At 47.7% G+C, this 20,027-nt stretch carries 19 protein-coding genes; 11 read left to right on the forward strand and 8 right to left on the reverse strand.

What is annotated here, in order from left to right; genetic code table 11:
• Position 1: 1 nt before the first annotated feature.
• The 5 genes from LSG34_RS03485 to LSG34_RS03505 form a co-directional block, all read right to left on the reverse strand.
• Entirely contained in the window at positions 2-1,168 is a 1,167-nt protein-coding gene (locus LSG34_RS03485) for an enoyl-CoA hydratase/isomerase family protein (protein ID WP_233007411.1), read from the reverse strand.
• Positions 1,169-1,192: 24 nt separating this feature from the next.
• On the reverse strand, positions 1,193-1,966 hold the full coding sequence (locus LSG34_RS03490; protein ID WP_233007412.1) for an enoyl-CoA hydratase: 774 nt from the start codon (positions 1,964-1,966) through the stop codon (positions 1,193-1,195).
• 202 nt (positions 1,967-2,168) lie between these two features.
• Positions 2,169-3,326: an acyl-CoA dehydrogenase family protein gene (locus LSG34_RS03495; RefSeq protein WP_233007413.1), complete on the reverse strand. Its 1,158-nt coding sequence runs from the start codon at positions 3,324-3,326 to the stop codon at positions 2,169-2,171.
• A gap of 169 nt (positions 3,327-3,495) precedes the next feature.
• Positions 3,496-4,992, reverse strand: coding sequence for a CoA-acylating methylmalonate-semialdehyde dehydrogenase (locus LSG34_RS03500; protein WP_233007414.1), 1,497 nt, complete (start codon positions 4,990-4,992; stop codon positions 3,496-3,498).
• A gap of 230 nt (positions 4,993-5,222) precedes the next feature.
• On the reverse strand, positions 5,223-6,407 hold the full coding sequence (locus LSG34_RS03505; protein WP_233007415.1) for a thiolase family protein: 1,185 nt from the start codon (positions 6,405-6,407) through the stop codon (positions 5,223-5,225).
• A gap of 269 nt (positions 6,408-6,676) precedes the next feature.
• On the opposite strand from LSG34_RS03505, the gene LSG34_RS03510 reads away from it, so the two are divergent.
• The 8 genes from LSG34_RS03510 to LSG34_RS03545 all read left to right on the forward strand — a co-directional run bounded on the left by LSG34_RS03510 (position 6,677) and on the right by LSG34_RS03545 (position 15,229).
• Positions 6,677-7,096, forward strand: a complete 420-nt coding sequence (locus LSG34_RS03510; RefSeq protein WP_269822751.1) for a MerR family transcriptional regulator — start codon at positions 6,677-6,679, stop codon at positions 7,094-7,096.
• 98 nt (positions 7,097-7,194) lie between these two features.
• The gene (locus tag LSG34_RS03515; RefSeq protein ID WP_233007416.1) at positions 7,195-8,364 is read left to right on the forward strand and encodes an isovaleryl-CoA dehydrogenase; all 1,170 of its coding nucleotides are present in this window, start codon (positions 7,195-7,197) and stop codon (positions 8,362-8,364) included.
• An 86-nt stretch (positions 8,365-8,450) separates the two neighbouring features.
• Positions 8,451-10,058 (forward strand): carboxyl transferase domain-containing protein, encoded by a 1,608-nt coding sequence (locus tag LSG34_RS03520; RefSeq protein ID WP_233007417.1) that lies wholly within the window; start codon positions 8,451-8,453, stop codon positions 10,056-10,058.
• A 25-nt stretch (positions 10,059-10,083) separates the two neighbouring features.
• Positions 10,084-10,881, forward strand: coding sequence for an enoyl-CoA hydratase-related protein (locus LSG34_RS03525; RefSeq protein WP_233007418.1), 798 nt, complete (start codon positions 10,084-10,086; stop codon positions 10,879-10,881).
• Between the two features lie 14 nt (positions 10,882-10,895).
• Complete coding sequence (locus tag LSG34_RS03530; protein ID WP_233007419.1) at positions 10,896-12,869, forward strand: acetyl-CoA carboxylase biotin carboxylase subunit; 1,974 nt, start codon at positions 10,896-10,898, stop codon at positions 12,867-12,869.
• Positions 12,870-12,890: 21 nt separating this feature from the next.
• Entirely contained in the window at positions 12,891-13,829 is a 939-nt protein-coding gene (locus tag LSG34_RS03535; RefSeq protein WP_233007420.1) for a hydroxymethylglutaryl-CoA lyase, read from the forward strand.
• 29 nt (positions 13,830-13,858) lie between these two features.
• On the forward strand, positions 13,859-14,560 hold the full coding sequence (locus LSG34_RS03540; RefSeq protein WP_233007421.1) for a CoA transferase subunit A: 702 nt from the start codon (positions 13,859-13,861) through the stop codon (positions 14,558-14,560).
• 12 nt (positions 14,561-14,572) lie between these two features.
• Positions 14,573-15,229: a CoA transferase subunit B gene (locus LSG34_RS03545; protein WP_233007422.1), complete on the forward strand. Its 657-nt coding sequence runs from the start codon at positions 14,573-14,575 to the stop codon at positions 15,227-15,229.
• Positions 15,230-15,267: 38 nt separating this feature from the next.
• On the opposite strand, the gene LSG34_RS03550 is transcribed toward LSG34_RS03545, so the two are convergent.
• Both LSG34_RS03550 and LSG34_RS03555 read right to left on the reverse strand, forming a co-directional pair.
• Positions 15,268-15,783, reverse strand: coding sequence for a hypothetical protein (locus tag LSG34_RS03550; RefSeq protein ID WP_233007423.1), 516 nt, complete (start codon positions 15,781-15,783; stop codon positions 15,268-15,270).
• A gap of 102 nt (positions 15,784-15,885) precedes the next feature.
• Positions 15,886-16,911, reverse strand: a complete 1,026-nt coding sequence (locus LSG34_RS03555) for a GlxA family transcriptional regulator (RefSeq protein ID WP_233007424.1) — start codon at positions 16,909-16,911, stop codon at positions 15,886-15,888.
• A 93-nt stretch (positions 16,912-17,004) separates the two neighbouring features.
• Here LSG34_RS03555 and LSG34_RS03560 point away from each other — a divergent pair, with 93 nt between their 5' ends.
• On the forward strand, positions 17,005-17,175 hold the full coding sequence (locus tag LSG34_RS03560; RefSeq protein WP_233007425.1) for a hypothetical protein: 171 nt from the start codon (positions 17,005-17,007) through the stop codon (positions 17,173-17,175).
• Positions 17,176-17,447: 272 nt separating this feature from the next.
• Here the strand turns inward: LSG34_RS03560 and LSG34_RS03565 are convergent, their stop codons facing one another.
• Positions 17,448-18,335 (reverse strand): NAD(P)-dependent oxidoreductase, encoded by an 888-nt coding sequence (locus LSG34_RS03565; protein WP_233007426.1) that lies wholly within the window; start codon positions 18,333-18,335, stop codon positions 17,448-17,450.
• A gap of 101 nt (positions 18,336-18,436) precedes the next feature.
• On the opposite strand from LSG34_RS03565, the gene LSG34_RS03570 reads away from it, so the two are divergent.
• The gene (locus LSG34_RS03570; protein WP_233007427.1) at positions 18,437-18,922 is read left to right on the forward strand and encodes a glutathione peroxidase; all 486 of its coding nucleotides are present in this window, start codon (positions 18,437-18,439) and stop codon (positions 18,920-18,922) included.
• Between the two features lie 88 nt (positions 18,923-19,010).
• The gene (locus LSG34_RS03575) at positions 19,011-19,994 is read left to right on the forward strand and encodes a 2-hydroxyacid dehydrogenase (protein ID WP_233007428.1); all 984 of its coding nucleotides are present in this window, start codon (positions 19,011-19,013) and stop codon (positions 19,992-19,994) included.
• Positions 19,995-20,027: the final 33 nt, after the last annotated feature.

The raw sequence follows: 20,027 nt of genomic DNA on the forward strand, positions 1-20,027 counted from the left end.
ATTAATGCTCCAATGAACCTAAGTGTTGTAATGGATGTAAGTCAGCGGCCCATGGGGAATGAAACAGCTGATTAATCACATCAGCAGGCACGTCAGACACAGTTTTATAACGCCAGTTTGGCTTTTGATCTTTATCAATCAGCAGTGCCCGTACCCCTTCGGTAAATTCGCCCAGTTTGCCGCACTGCACACTTAAGCCCAGTTCCAGCCGGAACGAATCTGCCAGAATTTTGCTTTGGCCCAGTTGTAATAAGCGATACACAATATGAGCGGTGATAGGGCTGCCGTAATTCAACGAGGCTTTAGCTTTGGTTAGCCAGGCGTCTTCGTTTGGCATGGCAAGAATAAGCTCAACGGCCTGTTGCAACGAGGTAGCACGACCTACAGCACTGATAGAAGCCTGATGTAAACGAATTTGACTCGGTGGCATCTGACTGCGGCACATATCTTCCATGCCAAGTAATAAATCAGTCAGCTTTTGATGATTAAGCGCGACTGTATTGCCCCATTTCACCTGGGTTAATTTATCCAGCACAGCGGCTTTTTTATCATGAGTTAAAAAATGGTCGGCTAAATCGATCAATTTGGCATCGGCTGAATTGATGGATGCACCCGTTAAGCCGAGGAATAAACCACACCCCTCCGGCATACGGTTTAAAAACCAGCTACCCCCCACATCAGGGTACAAACCTATAGCCATTTCTGGCATCGCAATACGGCTGCTGGCGGTAACTATACGATGTGACGCGCCGGCCATCAGGCCTAAACCGCCACCCATCACTATGCCATTGCCCCATACCAGCACAGGCTTGTCGAAGGTATGGATTAAATAATCAAGATTGTATTCTTTAGTGAAAAAGTCTTCGACATAAGGCTGGTAGGTATCAGGGGCGGCTTTCATCGCCTGATACAAATCGCGGATATCGCCGCCGGCACAAAAGGCTTTATCTCCGGTGCCCTGCAACACAACCAAGGCTATATTGTTATCGCTTTTCCATTGCTGCATTTGCGGCAGCAATAGCTCAACCATAGGCAAACTCAACGCATTTAGCGACTTCTCTGAGTTTAAGGTGGCGATACCAATAATTTTTCCGCCGGCGCAGGCGATTTCTTCAAACAGCACAACGTCCTGCTGCAGAGCTTGTTCAGTTATAGCTTGTTCTGTCATTGTGTTCGATCCTGTCATCAAGCTTTATCCGTTAATCCAGCTGGCTTTACGTTTTTGCAAAAAGGCCTGCACCCCTTCGACCTGATCCTGAGTATCAAATAACTTCACAAACAGCTCACGCTCTAAAGGCAAGGCAGTTTGTACTGGCGCACTACGACCTTTTTGGATCAATTGTTTACAGGCAGCCACTGCAGGGGGGCTTTGTTCTGCTACTTTATCAGCCAACAGTAAAGCCGCTTCCAGCGCCATACCTGTGCCCACAACCTCTTCGACTAAACCTATTTGTAAGGCTTTATCAGCGCCAATTCGTTCCCCACACAAGATCATTCGTTTAGCCCAGCCTTCGCCAACTAAAATCGCCAGATTCTGAGTGCCGCCTGCGCAAGGTAATAAACCGACTTTGGCTTCAGGTAAAGCCATTTGCGCCTGAGTTTCAGCAATACGGATATCACAGGCTAAAGCGACTTCGAGGCCGCCCCCCATGGCATAACCATTGATCGCAGCAATAGAGACTCCACGAAAAGCCGTTAAGGTTTCAAAAGCTTCACCAAATATGGCTGACATATCAGCAGCAACAGCTTTGTCACCAGAAGCAAACAGATTTAAATCAGCACCAGCAGAGAAGAATTTTTCACCTTCACCTGTGATCACTAAAGCATAAATATTTTTATCCTGATCCAAAGATTTCACCGCATCACGCAATTGCGTCAAGGTGTCTTTGGTCCAGGTATTGGCAGGAGGATTTGCCATGGTAATTAAAGCGGTATGGCCGCGTTTTTCGAGTTTGAGTTGTGCCATAAAATCTCCGTTTAAACCGGGCTTCACCGGTTAGCTTTTTACCGAAAGTCCCGCGCACTGCAACCCTAAGTAATTGGAGTTGCAGCGCGGCGGCAAGTGCAACAAACCCCAGGAGCATAGTAGTCCTATGTGACTGGGGCGTGCTTTTATCTATAATCAGGCAGCCAACAAAGCTGCGGCTTCAAGTACGACGGGCTTAGACTTACAGAATGTCGCTTGCTGCTTCGTCCAATAACCGACGGCCAATAATCAATCGCATAATTTCATTGGTGCCTTCCAGGATCTGGTGCACCCGAACATCGCGGAAATGCCGCTCCAGTGGGTATTCTTTGATATAGCCATAACCACCATGCAGCTGCAGTGCCTGATCACAAACCTGGAAACCTACATCTGTGGCAAAACGTTTGGCCATAGCGCAATAGGCTGTTTTTTCCGGGTCGTTTGAATCCAGTTTAAACGCCGCTAAACGCACTAACTGACGGGCTGCGACCAGCTCTGTTGCCATATCAGCCAGTTTAAACTGCAACGCCTGAAAAGCGGCCAGTGGTTTACCAAACTGCTGACGTTCCAACATATAGTTACGGGCTGTATTTAAGGCTTGTTGCGCTGTACCAATAGAGCAAGTCGCAATATTAATACGGCCGCCGTCTAAGCCTTTCATCGCAAAACCAAAACCTTCACCTTCGTTGCCGAGCAGGTAATGAGCTGGAATGCGTACATTATCAAAAGTGATTAAACGGGTTGGCTGCGCATTCCAGCCCATTTTCTCTTCAGCTTTACCGTAAATCACACCTGCAGCGTCCGCTGGTACGATAAAAGCGGAGATGCCTTTAGGACCAGCTTCACCTGTGCGCGCCATCACCACTAAAACTTCAGTTTCACCAGCGCCAGAGATAAACATCTTGGAGCCGTTTAATACATAGTGATCGCCGTCTTTTTTTGCACTGGTACGTAAAGAAGCTGCATCTGAACCTGAACCTGGTTCAGTTAAACAATAAGAAGCCAGCTTTTCGCCTGTGACTAACTCCGGGCACCACTGAGCTTTCGCATCTTCTGTGCCCCAGCTTGCGATCATCCAGGTCGCCATATTATGTATGGTTAACATGGCAGTTGTTGCAGTGCAGCCCATAGACAGCTGTTCAAAAATAATGCTGGAATCTAAACGGGATAAGCCAAGGCCACCTTGATCTTCAGGCGTGTATAAAGAACAAAAACCCAGCTCACCCGCTTTTTGGATCACGTCTTTTGGAAAATGATGATCGCGGTCCCACTGTGCAGCATGTGGTGCCAGCTCTTGTTCAGCGAATTGTTTGGCGACCTCAACAAAGGCCTTTTGATCGTCTGTTAAATTAAAATTCATCACATCACCCTGAGGTTGGCAGCAGAGCAGTGTCTATTGCACTTTGATAGGTCTGCCGCTTTGGTCTTCATGCGTTTATACGCATTTAATCTGGCTTGGTTGTTTGCCTTAAGGCTTTTTATTAATAAAGCGTTCTGCTTGAAAACAGAACGCTTTTATCCTGTGCTACTTAACGCAGGTTAATCGACATATTTGGGCCTGACACCGGAATGGAGTCATCAAACCAACGGGCTGTAATGGTTTTAGTTTCTGTGTAGAAACGCACAGCTTGTTTACCATAAGCATGTTGATCGCCGTAGAACGAGCCTTTCCAGCCAGTGAAAGAGAAAAATGGCAGAGGCACAGGGATTGGAATATTAATACCGACCTGACCTACTTCAATTTCATGCTGATATTTACGTGCAGCTGCGCCGCTGGCCGTGAAAATAGAAGTACCATTGCCGTATGGGCTGTTGTTGACAAGCTCTATGGCTTCATCCAAAGAAGCTGCATTGACGGTTGCCAGCACAGGGCCAAAAATTTCTTCTTTGTAGATGGTCATCTCTGGTGTGACATCACTAAACACTGTGGGACCAACCCAGTTGCCATTTGGATAACCAGCGACTTTGACGTCTGAGCCATCCACTAAACAAGTGGCGCCTTCTACTTTGCCTTGTTCAATTAAAGACAAAATACGGGCCTTAGCCTGAGGACTGATTTGTGGACCGTAGGCAGCTTCAGGATCTGTATACACACCAGGGCGAACTTTGGCGATAGCAGCAGCAACTTCAGGGATCCACTGCTGCGAATCACCAACAAATACAGCCACAGAAATTGCCATACAACGTTGACCCGCAGCACCAACTGAAGCACCTACTAACGCATTGATCACTTGTTGTTTATTGGCATCTGGCATCACCACCATATGGTTTTTGGCACCAGCAAAAGCCTGAACACGTTTTAAATGATCAGTGCCGGTTTTGTAGATGTACTGGCCCACATTGACAGAGCCAACAAAAGAAATAGCTTTGATGTCCGGGTGACGTAATAACACATCGACCTGCTCTTTATTGCCATGCACCACTTGCAATACGCCTTTAGGTGCGCCAGCTAAAGCAAAAAGCTCAGCGATTTTATTCACCGTCATTGGGTCTTGTTCAGAGGGTTTTAGAATAAAAGTATTACCGCAGGCAATGGCCATTGGGAACATCCACAACGGGATCATAGCCGGGAAGTTAAAAGGTGTAATACCAGCACAAACGCCTAAAGGCTGGATGTAGCTGTAGGTGTCTATGCTGCGCGCAACGTTTTCCACCGTCTCGCCCATCATTAAAGACGGAATATTGGCGGCTTGTTCTACCACTTCAATACCACGCCACACATCGCCTTTGGCATCTTCCACTGTTTTGCCTAATTCACGGCAAATAATGTCAGCGATGTCAGCCTGATGTTCTTTTAACAAATGCGCAAAACGCATCATTAAACGGGCACGTTCTGATACCGGCACTTCTTTCCAGCTTTTAAAGGCTTCTTTGGCTGAGGCAATGGCAAAGGCCATTTCTTCTGCAGTAGTGCAAGGCACCTGCGCTATCACGTCCTGAGTGGCAGGATCTGTGACCGGAATAAAACGTTCGGACTTGGACGGGACAAATTCACCGTTGATAAATAACTGAACCTGATGGGCCATAATACTTCTCTCCCCTTTATAGCCTTCGTACTTGACGCCACAGCGGCGTTGACTGCGCTGCTCGCCCCAGTCACATAGGACAACTATGCTCCTGGGGTCTCGTTCGCTTGCCGCCTTGCTGCAACGCCAATTACTTTGGCTATCTGTTGTTAAGCCTGTTGATTTAAATATATTTTTTATTAAATTTTTAAAGCAAAAGGCGCAGTTTTTACCGCGCCTTTTTTTATTTATTACGGCAGTTCTACCGCTAAAGCCACAGCCTCGCCACCACCTATACATAAAGTAGCGATACCACGTTTTAAACCACGTGCTTTTAACGCATGAATTAACGTCACTAATAAACGGGCACCTGAAGCGCCGATAGGATGACCTAAAGCACAAGCACCACCGTTGACGTTGACTTTGTTTACATCCAGCTTCAGCTCTTTAATCGCCAGCATAGTCACCATGGCAAAAGCTTCGTTAATTTCCCACAGGTCCACATCAGAAGTTGTCCAGCCTAATTTTGCTAACAGCTTAGTTACAGCGCCAACAGGGGCTACAGTGAATAACTCTGGTTCCTGCGAATGCGTGGCATGGCCAACTACGTGAGCCAATACAGTTTTGTTTTGTGCTTTGGCGTCGTCTGAGCGCATCAAGACTAAAGCTGCAGCACCATCAGAAATAGAACTGGAGTTGGCAGCAGTGATAGTGCCGTCTTTGGCAAAAGCTGGTTTTAAGCTTGGGATTTTGTCGACTTTGGCATTGCCAGGTTGCTCGTCTGTGGCAAAGGTCACTTCGCCTTTACGGGTCTGGAATGTCACAGGAGTGATTTCTTCAACAAAAGCGCCAGAGCTTATCGCGTGCTGTGCACGTGTTAAAGACAACACAGCGTAGTCGTCCATTTGAGTGCGGCTGAAATCATGCTCGTCGGCAGTCTTTTGGGCAAAACAGCCCATGGCTTTACCATCGTAGGCGTTTTCCAGACCATCCAGCATCATATGATCTTTGACTTCAGCATGGCCCATCCGCATACCGGCACGGGCTTTTGGCAGAATATAAGGAGCGTTCGACATCGACTCCATGCCACCTGCAACCACCAGATCCGCAGAACCAGCACGCAACAAATCAGTCGCTAACATCACAGATTTTAAACCTGAGCCGCAGACCTTATTGATAGTGGTAGCACCAGCAGATAAAGGTAAACCTGCTTTTAATGTCGCCTGACGGGCTGGCGCCTGACCTAAACCAGCGGGTAAAACACAACCCATAATGACTTCGCTGACCTTGGCACCATCAATAGCAGCTTGCTCTAATGCTGCTTTAATAGCTTGGGCGCCTAAATCAGTGCTGCTGACGTCAGATAATCCACCTAAAAATCCACCCATTGCCGTTCTTTTGGCTGCCACTATGGCAATTTTTTCGTGCTGCGCCATGTTCATTTCTCCGTCGTTCAGAAGCATGATGAAAAAGTTGGGCCTGAGACTACACCAAATTTACGTTTACGCCAACGTCAACCACCTAACACTATGGTCCTATGACCAGTGAAAGGTTCAGAAAAATGCACGCTCCACAGCCCTATTCTGGCACCTTAACTTTACAAAGGTCTGGTCCAACCTGCCGCCAGCCCTTATTTGACGCGAACACAGCTTTACCTTTACGTAAACTTCACTTATAGTTGTCGCCACTTTACCGGAAGGCCAAAATGACAGCCCAAATGATAGAAAAAGACGACAAAACCTACAGCATTAGCGAGCTGGCAAAAGAGTTTGACATCACCACCCGTAGTATTCGTTTCTACGAAGACCAGGGCTTATTAACGCCTTTACGGCAGGGTCAAACCCGTATTTACAGCCGCAGAGACAGGGTGCGACTGAAACTGATTTTGCGTGGCAAACGTCTGGGCTTTAGCTTGTCAGAAACAGGCCAGTTATTTGAACTTTACGATGCAGATAAAAGCAGCGTGACTCAATTGAGCACCATGCTGAAACTGATAGAACATAAAAAAGCTGAGCTGCATCAGCAGATGGACGACATCAAAGTGGTGCTGATGGAGTTAGTGACAGTAGAAAAACGCTGCCGCGAAACTCTGGATCAGGCCAAGCAAGTCAAAGAACCGAATTAAAAAACACATTTAAACAAAATCAAATCAAACAGTTTCCAAAGTAGTTGGCGTTGCTGTCAGGCAAACAAATACGAAGGGAAAAACGGGGATCAAGAGTCATGATTAGCACATACAAAACTTTAAATTACGATCTGGGCGAAACAGTCGACATGATCCGTGAGCAGGTCAACAGCTTTGCCCGTGACGAAATAGCACCACGTGCAGCACAAATCGACCATGACAATGAATTCCCCAATGAGTTATGGCGTAAATTTGGCGACCTGGGTTTATTAGGTATCACTGTCGATGAGCAATACGGTGGTTCAGGGTTGGGTTACCTGGAACACATAGTAGCAATGGAAGAAATCAGCCGCGCTTCTGCTTCAGTGGCTTTATCTTACGGCGCGCATTCGAATTTATGTGTGAATCAGATTGCCCGTAACGGCAACGAAGCGCAAAAACAAAAGTACCTGCCGAAGTTATGTTCTGGCGAACATATTGGCGCGCTGGCGATGTCTGAGCCAAACGCTGGTTCAGATGTAGTCTCAATGAAATTACGTGCTGATAAACAAGGTGACCGTTATATTTTAAACGGCAACAAAATGTGGATCACCAACGGCCCTGACGCCCATACCTATGTGATTTACGCCAAAACCGATATCAATGCCGGCTCTAAAGGCATGACAGCATTTATTGTTGAGCGTGGTTTTAAAGGCTTCAGTCAGGCGCAGAAACTCGACAAGCTGGGTATGCGCGGTTCAAACACTTGTGAGCTGGTGTTTGAAGACTGTGAAGTGCCGGAAGAAAACGTATTAGGCACAATAGGCGCAGGCGCCCGTGTACTGATGTCTGGTCTGGACTACGAGCGTGTGGTGTTATCCGGCGGTCCGCTGGGCATTATGCAAGCCTGTATGGATGTAGTAGTTCCTTATATCCACGACCGTAAGCAGTTTGGTCAGTCTATTGGTGAGTTCCAACTGGTACAGGGCAAAGTAGCCGACATGTACACCAAAATGAATGCGGCCCGTGCTTATGTCTATGCGGTCGCCAAAGCCTGTGATCGTGGTGAAACCACCCGTAAAGATGCAGCTGGCGCGATTTTATACAGCGCTGAGCTGGCCACCCAAATGGCATTGGATGCAATCCAATTGTTAGGTGGTAATGGTTATATCAATGAATACCCTACAGGGCGTTTATTACGTGATGCCAAGCTGTACGAAATCGGTGCTGGCACCTCAGAAATTCGCCGTATGTTAATTGGTCGTGAGTTATTTAACGAATCGAACTAAACGCGACCGATGCAGACTCATAACCAATAAAGTAAGCCGGACTCCTGTCCGGCTTTTCCTAGACCCTGTAGCCAAAGGTGGTGAACGTGGCCAGACTGAATAGCAAAATTAATCCAAGCAGTGACGAATTTATCCAAAATGCTCAGGCGATGCAGCTGCTGGTGGATGATTTAGAGCAAAAAGTACAACAGATCAAATTAGGTGGCGGCGAAGCGTTGATTGCCCGCCATACCTCACGCGGCAAGCTGTTTGTGCGTGATCGTATTCAAAAACTGCTGGACCCGGGTTCCCCTTTTTTAGAAGTAGGCCAATTTGCCGGCTGGCAGTGTTATGACGACTATGTACCAGCTGCTGGTGTGGTCGCAGGTATTGGCCGGGTCAATGGTGTCGAGTGCATGATTGTGGCTAATGATGCCACAGTGAAAGGGGGTACTTATTACCCGCTGACGGTGAAAAAACACTTACGTGCCCAGGAAATTGCCGAAACCTGCATGTTGCCTTGTATTTATCTGGTCGACTCAGGTGGCGCTAACCTGCCCCGTCAGGACGATGTATTCCCCGATAAGCTGCACTTTGGGCGTATTTTCTTTAATCAGGCTCGTATGTCCGCCAAGGGTATTCCACAAATTGCGGTGGTGATGGGCCTTTGTACCGCAGGCGGTGCTTATGTACCGGCTATGGCGGATGAAAGTATTATCGTCAAAGATCAGGGCACTATCTTTTTAGCAGGCCCACCATTGGTTAAAGCTGCTACAGGCGAAGAAGTTACCGCAGAAGAGCTAGGTGGCGCTGATGTGCACTGCAAAATCTCAGGTGTGGCCGATCACTATGCGCTCAATGATGAGCATGCGTTGCAACTGGCGCGTAATGCCGTCAGCCGCCTGAATCATCAAAAACCAGTGCAAGGCGACGTGCGCCCTGTCGAAGCACCACTTTATGATGCCAGCGAGCTGTACGGTATTGTCGGCACCGATCTGAAAAAACCTTTTGATGTACGTGAAGTGATAGCACGACTTGTCGATGCATCGGACTTTGATGAATTTAAACAGTTTTATGGCGCGACTTTAGTCTGTGGTTTTGCCCGCATTTTTGGCCAGCCTATTGGCATAGTGGCCAATAACGGCATTCTGTTTTCTGAGTCGGCGCAAAAAGGCGCTCACTTTATTGAGCTCTGTGCCCAGCGCAAAATTCCACTTTTATTCCTGCAAAACATCACCGGCTTTATGGTCGGGAAAAAATACGAAGCCGAAGGCATCGCCAAACACGGCGCAAAAATGGTGATGGCTGTGTCTTGTGCCAATGTGCCGAAATTTACCGTATTAATTGGTGGCTCTTATGGCGCTGGTAACTACGGTATGTGTGGCAGAGCCTATGACCCAACCATGATGTGGATGTGGCCCAACGCCCGTATTTCAGTGATGGGTGGCGAACAAGCGGCTGGTGTAATGGCCACTGTGACTAAAGATGCGTTGGCACGTAAAGGCGAAAGCTTAACCCCTGAAGCTGAACAAGCTATACGTCAGCCTATTGTCGCCCAGTACGAACAACAAGGTCACCCTTACTACGCCAGTGCGCGGTTATGGGATGACGGCATTATCGACCCGGCACAAACCCGTATGGTAGTAGGCCTGGCACTGACCGCTGCGCTAAATGCGCCTGTCGCCGAATCGAAATTTGGCGTGTTCCGGATGTAGTGCGAAAAAGCGCAAGGAGTAAAAAATGCAAAACTATAAAACTATTACGACTTCGTTAAACGCATCAGGTGTTGCGGAGCTGGTGCTGAACCGAGCCGAAGTGCATAACGCCTTTGACGACAGCATGATTAGCGAATTAATAAGCGCGTTAAAAAGCCTGGCCACTAACCCTGCTGTGCGGGTGCTGCTGCTGAAGTCTTTGGGTAAAAACTTCAGTGCAGGTGCAGATCTGAACTGGATGCGCTCTATGGCAGAGAAAAACTACCAGCAGAATTTAGAAGATGCAGGTCAGTTAGCAGAGCTGATGCGCCAGTTGGACTGCTTCCCTGCCCCTACCATAGCTTTGGTGCAAGGTGCGGCTTTTGGTGGTGCTTTAGGTTTAGTCTCCTGCTGCGATATAGCCATTGCCGAACAAGGCGCCAGCTTTTGTTTAAGCGAAGTAAAAATTGGTTTAATACCAGCCGTGATCAGCCCCTACGTGATGCGCGCTATTGGCGAACGTGCCAGCCGCCGTTATTTCTTAACGGCAGAACGTTTTGATGCATCTACAGCGCTGAATTTAGGTTTAGTGCATCAATTAGTGGACGCTGGTGGTCTTAGTAGCGCAGCAGAACATTTTGTTGGCATTTTGCTGAATAACAGCCCTGCAGCGCTGCGCTGTGCCAAAGAGTTAATGGCCGCTGTGAATCATCAGCCTATTAATCAGCAACTGATTGACAGCACTTCCGCCCGTATTGCCGCTATTCGTGTGTCGGCTGAAGGTCAGGAAGGCTTAAACGCCTTTTTACAAAAACGAACTCCGGCCTGGGTCCGGTCAGAATAAGGAAAAACAGACTGATGTTTCGCAAAATTTTGATCGCCAACCGGGGCGAAATCGCCTGCCGTGTGATAGAAACCGCCCATAAATTGGGGATCCGTTGTGTGGCTGTGTATTCAGAAGCTGACGCCAATGCCCGTCATGTGCATATGGCCGACGAAGCTTTTTTATTAGGCCCTGCGCCAAGCAAAGAGTCCTATTTACGCGCTGATAAAATTCTGGAAATTGCCAAATTAAGTGGCGCCGAAGCTGTGCACCCTGGTTATGGCTTTTTATCTGAAAACGAAGGATTTGCACAAGCCTGTGCGGAGGCTGGTGTGATCTTTATTGGCCCGCCAGTGCCCGCTATTGCGGCTATGGGCAGTAAAAGCGCCGCCAAAGAGATTATGACCAAAGCCGGTGTGCCTTTAGTGCCGGGTTATCATGGTGATAATCAGGACCCAACCTTTTTACAGCAACAAGCTGATCTGGTGGGCTACCCGCTGTTACTGAAAGCCGCATACGGCGGTGGTGGTAAAGGCATGCGTGTGGTCTGGAACAGTGGCGAATTTTCTGAAGCTTTGGCTGGTGCCAAACGTGAAGCCTTAAACGGCTTTGGCAATGACAAAGTGTTGATGGAACGCTATCTGACCAAACCCCGCCATGTTGAAATTCAGGTGTTCGCCGACAGTTTTGGTAATGCGGTGTATTTAGCTGAGCGGGATTGCTCTATTCAGCGCCGTCACCAAAAAGTCATTGAAGAAGCACCAGCACCGAATTTCAGTGCTGAGCAGCGTAAAGCCATGGGCGAAGCCGCGGTGAAGGCCGCTCAGGCTATTGCGTATCAGGGTGCTGGTACTGTTGAATTTTTATTTGATGAAGACGGCTCCTTCTATTTTATGGAAATGAATACCCGTCTGCAGGTCGAGCATCCAGTCACTGAAATGATCACAGGTCAGGATCTGGTGAAATGGCAGCTGTTGGTGGCCAGTGGTCAGCCTTTGCCTTTAACTCAGGATCAAATCACTATTGATGGCCATGCCATTGAGGTGCGGGTTTATGCTGAAGATCCGGATCACGATTTCCTGCCAGCCACAGGCAAACTGACCTATTTACGCCAGCCTGAAGCCAGTCGTTATGTGCGGGTCGATACAGGCGTGGTAGAAAACGACGAAGTCTCGCCTTTTTACGATCCTATGATTGCCAAACTCATTGTCTGGGATGAAAACCGTGACCGCGCCATAGCCCGTATGTTGCGTGCTTTAGATGATTACCGCATCGCCGGCGTGAAAAACAACCTGAATTTCTTAACCCGTTTAGTGGAGCAACCTGCTTTTGCCAAAGCCGAGCTGGACACCCACTTTATTGAACGGCATAAAGAATCCTTGTTTGCACCAGGTCAGTCTGAAACCGAACAAGCCAGCTTATTGGCGGCCTTGTATCTGTTGCTGAAAGAGCGTTCAGATAATGTGGACGATCAAAGCCCATGGGCTTTGTGTTCAGGCTGGCGTTTAAATGAAGTCCCAACTGTGTCTTTCCCGCTGATTTATCAGGATGAAAGCCGTCTGGTTAGCATCAGCTCTGAAGGTAAACAGCTTAGCTTAACGCAACAAGGCGTGATCACCCCAGCCACCGCCAGCTTGCAAGGCGATGAGCTGCAAGCCAATTTAAATGGTCATCAGGTGAAAGTGCGGGTCAGCCAGTATCAAGACATAGTGTCGGTTTTTATTAAACACCAACGCTACGATTTTATTTACCAGACTCAGGTGCAAACGCAAGTCGACGACAGCGCAGCAGGCAGCCTGACAGCCCCGATGAACGGCACTATAGTGGCAGTGATGGTCGAAAAAGGTGCGCTTGTCAGTGCAGGCCAGACGCTTTTGGTGATGGAAGCGATGAAAATGGAATACAGCATCAAAGCGCCGAAAGATGGTGTGGTCAATCAGCTGTTTTATGCCGCTGGTGATCTGGTGAAAGACGGAGCTCAGTTGCTGGATTTTACCCCAGCTGACTAACAGGCCTACTTGGAGAGAAAAATGTCACTGACATTAAACCCACAACACACAACTGGTTTGCCCAAAGCAGTGCGACTTGTTGAAGTAGGCCCACGCGATGGTCTGCAAAATGAAAAGGCGGTATCGCTGCAGGCCAAAGTTGAGCTGGTCAATCGCTTAGCTGAAACTGGCCTTGTCACCATTGAAACCGGTGCTTTTGTATCCCCTAAGTGGGTGCCACAAATGGCTGATTCTGCTGCTGTATTTGCACAAATCAGCCGTAAAGCAGGTATTCAGTACACGGCTTTGACCCCTAATCTACAAGGCTATGAAGCAGCCAAAGCGGCAGGAGCTACTGAAGTTGCGGTATTTGGTGCTGCATCAGAGGCTTTTACCCAGAAAAATATCAACTGCAGCATAGCGGAAAGTCTTGAACGTTTTGCTCCAGTGATGGCGCAAGCCAAACTGGATGGCATTAAGGTGCGGGGTTATGTCTCTTGTGTGGTCGGCTGTCCTTATCAGGGTGAGGTTGCGCCAGCAGAAGTAGCACGGGTTGCTAAAGCGCTTTTAGATATGGGCTGCTACGAAATCTCTTTAGGTGACACCATAGGCGTTGGCACTCCGTCCAAAGTCAATGCGATGCTCGATGCTGTACTAGCGGTTGTACCTGTTGAGCAGTTAGCTGTGCATTTTCACGACACTTATGGCCAGGCGTTAAGTAATATTTACGCAGCGCTACAACGTGGTATTGCTGTGGTCGACAGCTCAGTCGCAGGATTAGGCGGCTGTCCTTACGCTGCCGGTGCGTCAGGCAATGTTGCCACTGAAGAAGTGGTGTATTTACTAAACGGTCTTGGCATACAGAGCGGTGTTGATTTACAACGGCTGGCACCTATTGGCTGGTTTATCAGCGAGCAGCTGGGGAAAGCACCTAGTTCTAAAGTAGGATTGGCGCTTAAGGCCAAATGCCAGCAGAATTAATGATTGATAGCATCTTTTAAGGATACAAAATGGCAGGGTTTAATAAAGTTGTGACCAGCTATGAAGAAGCGCTGGCAGGCCTGACCAACGGTATGACAGTGATAGCCGGTGGTTTTGGTTTATGTGGTATTCCAGAAGGCCTGATTGCTCAGATCAAGAAGATGGGCACCCGTGATTTAACAGTGGTATCCAACAACTGTGGTGTCGATGGTTTTGGTTTAGGTGTGTTGTTAGAAGATCGCCAAATCAAAAAAATGGTCGCCTCTTATGTCGGCGAAAACGCCTTGTTTGAAAAGCAGCTGTTATCAGGTGAACTCGAAGTGGTATTAACACCTCAAGGTACGCTGGCTGAAAAAATACGCGCTGGCGGCGCTGGTATTCCGGCTTTTTTCACCGCGACTGGTTACGGCACTCCTGTGGCTGATGGTAAAGAAACCCGTGAAATTAATGGCCGCAATTATGTGCTGGAAGAAGCCATTACCGGTGACTTTGCTATAGTGCGCGCCTGGAAAGCAGACCGTTATGGCAATCTGGTGTTCCGCCATACTTCAATGAACTTCAATCCTATGGCAGCTACTGCAGGCAAAATTACTGTGGCTGAAGTGGAAGAAATCGTCGAGCCGGGTGAACTGGAGCCAAGCCAAATTCACACACCAGGTATTTATGTGCAACGTGTGATCAAAGCCAGCTTTGAGAAACGCATTGAACGTCGTATGGTCCGTCAGGCTTAAGGAGCACAGCAAATGGCATTATCACGTGAACAGGTCGCTATGCGGGTGGCTCAGGAATTACAGGACGGCTATTACGTCAATTTAGGCATAGGTATCCCAACCTTAGTGGCCAACTATGTGCCTGCAGGTATTGAAGTGATGCTGCAATCGGAAAACGGTTTATTAGGTATGGGTCCCTACCCAACCGAAGCTGAACTGGATGCCGATATGATCAACGCAGGCAAAGAAACAGTTACCGCCATTAAAGGTGCTGCAATTTTCAGCTCAGCTGAAAGTTTTGCCATGATCCGTGGCGGCCATGTGGATTTAACAGTATTGGGCGCTTTTGAAGTGGATCAAAACGGCAATATCGCCAGTTGGATGATCCCGGGCAAACTGGTCAAAGGCATGGGTGGCGCTATGGATTTAGTGGCTGGTGCACAAAATATTATTGTCACCATGACTCACGCCGACAAATACGGTAGCTCCAAGTTACTGGATAGCTGTACTCTGCCTTTGACTGGCGTGAACTGTGTGAAAAAGATTGTGACTGATTTGGCTGTGCTGGAAGTTCGGGATGGTGCTTTCCATTTACTGGAACGTGCACCTGGTATCAGCGTGGAAGAAATTAAGCAAAAAACTGCGGGTAAGTTAGTTGTTTCTGGTGATATTCCGGAAATGCAGTTCTGAAGTAAAACATGAAAGGGTCAGAGGCAAGGCTTCTGACCCTATCGAAACGCCTTAGCCTGCAAACCAGCACCAGCATTGTCTCTGTTAATATCGCCGCTAATTAAGGCTATCGCATTTTTAGTGCTGACCACTGTCACTTTGTCTATATCACCAATGAGCATTACAAAGGCAGTCTGCTGATTCGCCAACCTGTACCAGCCTACTTTGTAGTTAGGCAGATGAATCGCGTTTACCGCAACTACAGGTTTGAACTCACCCAATTCATCACAAAATACCACTGACACTTTACTTTGCGCTGAGTGAATATCATCGATTCTTGTCTGATATAAACCCGCTTTTAGCTCCAGCGAGTTTTCAGTCATTAACAAGGTGTTATCACTAAACTTCAGACTTAGTGTTAAAAAACACAAACTACAAAAACTGAATACCCATAAAGATTGTCTTAACCAAAGAGGTTTAAAATACACCAGAGCCCATAAAATAAGCGCCGGAAGCAGGATGCAGACAATAAAAAGCAGTGCATAAAGATGCCAGCCGATCTCAGATAAATACATTTAATTTACTTTCATCAATGAATTGGCCACATGATAATAGCACAAAACAAACTTTTCCTGATTCATTTGTTAAATTTTGTTAACTAACTTCATTATGCTCAATTAAGCCGCCGACTCCCGCTCCCGGCCACTGACAGGACAGCAGTTAATTTGTGGCTCAAACATAAACTTTTGCCGATACGCTTTGGGCGTCAGACTGGTGTAATGCACAAATAACTTACGAAAAGACGAAATGTCCTCGTAGCCCACTTGCTGCATGATGTCTTCTGCTGTCCACAAAGTATTTTCCAGCAACGACTTCGCTCTCTCGATACGCAAACGCTGCAGATAGGCCATAGGCGTTTCGTCCAGATGTTGCTTAAAACGGCGGATCAAAGTGCGGGGTGTCATTGCAAAGGTTTCTGCTAATTGCTCCAGGCTAACAGGCTCCGCCAGATGCGCCTGCAAGTACTGCTGAATTTCAGCTAACTTGGCATCTTTGTGTTGCGGTGCCAATTGCAAAGAAAGATAAGGCAGCTGTGAGGTTCTATTGGGGTCAGTCAGCATAATTTTTGCCATTTGCTGAGCAAAAGCCGTATCCATACAAAGTTCGACAAACCGCAGGCACAAGTTAAGGTAAGAGGTTGTAGCGCCGCCCGTTAGAATGGTCTGCTGCTGCACCACAAGCTGCTGTAAATCCAGTTTGACCTGCGGAAACATCTGGCGGAAATAGTCTTTAAAAAACCAGACCGAAGTCGCCTGCAGGCCATTTAACAAGCCAGTTCCAGCCAGAGCAAAAGTGCCATTACAAAAAGCGCCCAGCCACTTCCCCTGTTGCAGCATCTGCTGTAACTCTGCCTTGTAAGGCAGCAATTCCTGACTGACGCGCTGCAGATCTTTTGAGTTATAGGCATAAAAGCCAGGGATCAGCAGAATATCAATCTGATTAAAATCAACAGCTTCAACCTGCAGCGTAAAAGGCCCTTGCTGTAGTTGAGGACGAGGCCCCATCAACACAGTTTCAAATAACAGCTGATCACTTTGCTGTATCAGTTGCCAGTATTTATTGCAGTAGGTAAAAAAATCAGTCACCCCAGTCACACTGCTCATCACTACGTCTTGATCTACCCAAATACCGATGCGTTTCATATTGTCACTTTCAGCCACAATTGCGTCATTAGTGACACTTTAGACCCATTTATTAGCAGAGTAAAGTAGCAGCATCAACAACAGGAGGTGGTTATGTTTCAACTGTCAAAACGCACAACAGTATGGGCTTTATTGGCTCTGGTTTGGGCAATGGTGGTAGGACTGGCGCTGCAGATAAGCCCGGACCCTATGCTGCATCTGGTGCAAATTCCGCTATTACTGGTACTGACTTTAGGTTTGGCCAGCACCAGTTTAGATGATTAGTTATATACCCAAGTGACCACAAGATGCGAGTTTCAGAGCCGCTGGGCGCTTGCAACGCAAGGCAGCCTGGCGAAGCAATGTAGATACCTTGCGAGACAGGCTAACGCTGCAGTGCAATCGCCCAGCGACTCCCTAAAGGGCGGGGCTAAAAGCGCTTTATGCTGCGTTAACTGTTGTCGCTTTAGAACCACTAAAGCTTCCAACAGCTGCCTTGCCTAAAGCGCTTTTATCTCCCGCTGAATTCTGCATCTTGAAGTTACTTGGGTATAGACTCAGACTTTGCGCTGCAATACAGTCAGTAAACTGGACGTATCCCAACGCCCACCGCCCATGGCTTGTACCTGGGCGTAAAACTGGTCGACTAAAGCAGTCAGTGGCAAAGTGGCACCGTTGTGGCGGGCTTCGTTTAAGGTGATTGCTAAGTCTTTACGCATCCAGTCCACTGCAAAGCCAAAGTCGTATTTGCCCTGCAACATAGTGGAACCGCGGTTTTCCATTTGCCAGGATTGAGCAGCACCTTTACTGATGGTGTCCAACACGGCCTGACCATCCAGTCCCGCCTGCTGGGCAAAATGCATAGCCTCAGCAAGCCCCTGCACTACGCCTGCAATACAAATCTGATTGACCATTTTGGCCAATTGACCAGAACCTGCAGGCCCCAATAAACGGGCGCTGCGGGCGTACTTCATCAATGTGGCTTCTGCTTTGGCAAAATCAGCATCTTCACCACCCAGCATAATGGTCAACAAGCCATTCTGAGCGCCAGCTTGTCCACCTGAGACTGGTGCATCTAAAAAGCCTATACCTTTCTCCTTACAAGCTAATGCCAACTCGCGGGCTAAATCAGCAGAGGCTGTGGTATGGTCTATTAATAAAGAGCCAGGCCGCATCGCAGCTAAAACGCCCTGCTCGCCATAGACTACAGAACGCACATCATCGTCATTGCCTACACATAACATCACCAAATCGGCACCAGCTGCAGTTTCTGCAGGAGTTAATGCGCAAGTACCGCCGTACTGTTGTACCCAGTCCTGCGCTTTCTGCTGTGTTCTGTTATAAACACAGACCTGCTCGCCTTTTTGCTGCAAATGACCCGCCATAGGAAAGCCCATAACCCCCAAACCGACAAAGGCAACTTTTTGTTGTGATAAATTTGACATAATTTTGACTTATTTCTGTGACAGACTTGAATACCAAGAAGCTTACTAGAATCAGGGGCTCTGACGCAAAAGCATCAGACGAGTTGCACAAAAGGACAGTTATGCCAAAGGTTCACCATTTTAAAGTGAAGGATAGTCAGGGTCAGGACGTGGATTTAGCCCAATACAGGGATAAAGTGGTGCTGATCGTTAATACAGCCAGCCAATGTGGCTTTACCTCACAGTATCAGGAATTGGAAGCTTTGTATCAGCAATACAAAGATCAGGGGTTTGTGGTGCTGGCCTTTCCTTGTAATCAGTTTGGTGCACAAGAACCAGGTTCTAATGCTGAGATACAACAATTCTGTCAGTTGAATTATGGCGTTAGTTTTCCGGTTTTTGGCAAAGTGCAGGTCAATGGTCTGGATTCAGATCCTTTATTTGAGTATCTAAAAGATCAAGCCCGTGGCTTGATGAAAACACGCGCTATTAAATGGAACTTCACTAAGTTTCTGGTCAATCGCGAGGGTGATGTGGTGAAGCGTTATGCGCCACGAACCAAACCATCCAGCCTGCATCAGTCCATTGAAGAAGTACTAGCCAGCTGAACTAAAAAGACTATCTTGATTAAAAACAATAAAGCCTGCAGCCTTTTGCGTTACTCTGAGTTTCAGATCCAGAGCAAGGAGCCCCAAAATGAAAATTGCAGTCTTTAGCGCTAAAAAATACGATCAGGAAAGTTTCATACAATGGGCTGACTCAAGTCTCAAATTCAGCTTTTTTGATGTGCCACTGGATAAACACAGCGCTCAATTAACTAAGGGTTATACGGCTGTCTGTGTCTTTGTAAACGATGACTTGTCAAAACCCGTGCTGACAGAACTCAAAGCCATGGGTGTTGGCATGATTGCCTTACGCTGTGCTGGTTTTAATAACGTCGATTTAGCCGCAGCCAAAGAGCTGGGGCTGCGTGTTGCTCGCGTCCCAGCCTATTCACCTGAAGCAGTCGCAGAACATACGGTTGCAATGATCCTCTGCTTAAACCGCAAATTACACAAAGCCTACAACAGAGTGCGGGATGACAACTTTGCGCTGGATGGCTTGTTGGGATTTAACCTGAATGGCAAAACTGCAGGTCTGATTGGCACCGGTCGCATAGGTGTGGCGACCGCCAAAATTTTACTTGGCTTTGGTATGCAGCTGCTGTGTTACGACATCAAAGTCGACGATGAGCTGGTAAACGCCGGTGTTCAGTACGTGGCTTTAGAAGAGTTATGGGCTCAATCAGATATAATCAGCCTGCACTGCCCGCTTACTCCTCAAACTCATCACCTGATCAATGAGAACAGTCTGGCGTTGATGAAAGATGGGGTGATGCTAATCAACACCAGCAGAGGCGGCCTGATTGATACCAAAGCTGTTATTAAGGCACTGAAGAGCCGGAAGATTGGTTATTTGGGTCTGGATGTGTACGAACAGGAAGCCGATTTATTTTTTCAGGATTTATCAGGACAACTGATTGACGATGAAGTCTTTAAACGATTGCTGACCTTCCCTAACGTATTAATCACCGGGCATCAGGCCTTTTTCACTCAGGAAGCCTTGCAACAGATTTGTCAGGTGACCAGCGATAATCTGCTGGCTTTTAAAGCCAATAAATTAAGCGGCAACGAGCTCTGATTACGAGGGCGGGTCCCAGGCCCGCCCCCACAG

Origin of the sequence: Rheinheimera faecalis (assembly GCF_021290965.1) — a bacterium.
Classification (GTDB): Bacteria; Pseudomonadota; Gammaproteobacteria; order Enterobacterales; family Alteromonadaceae; genus Pararheinheimera; species Pararheinheimera faecalis.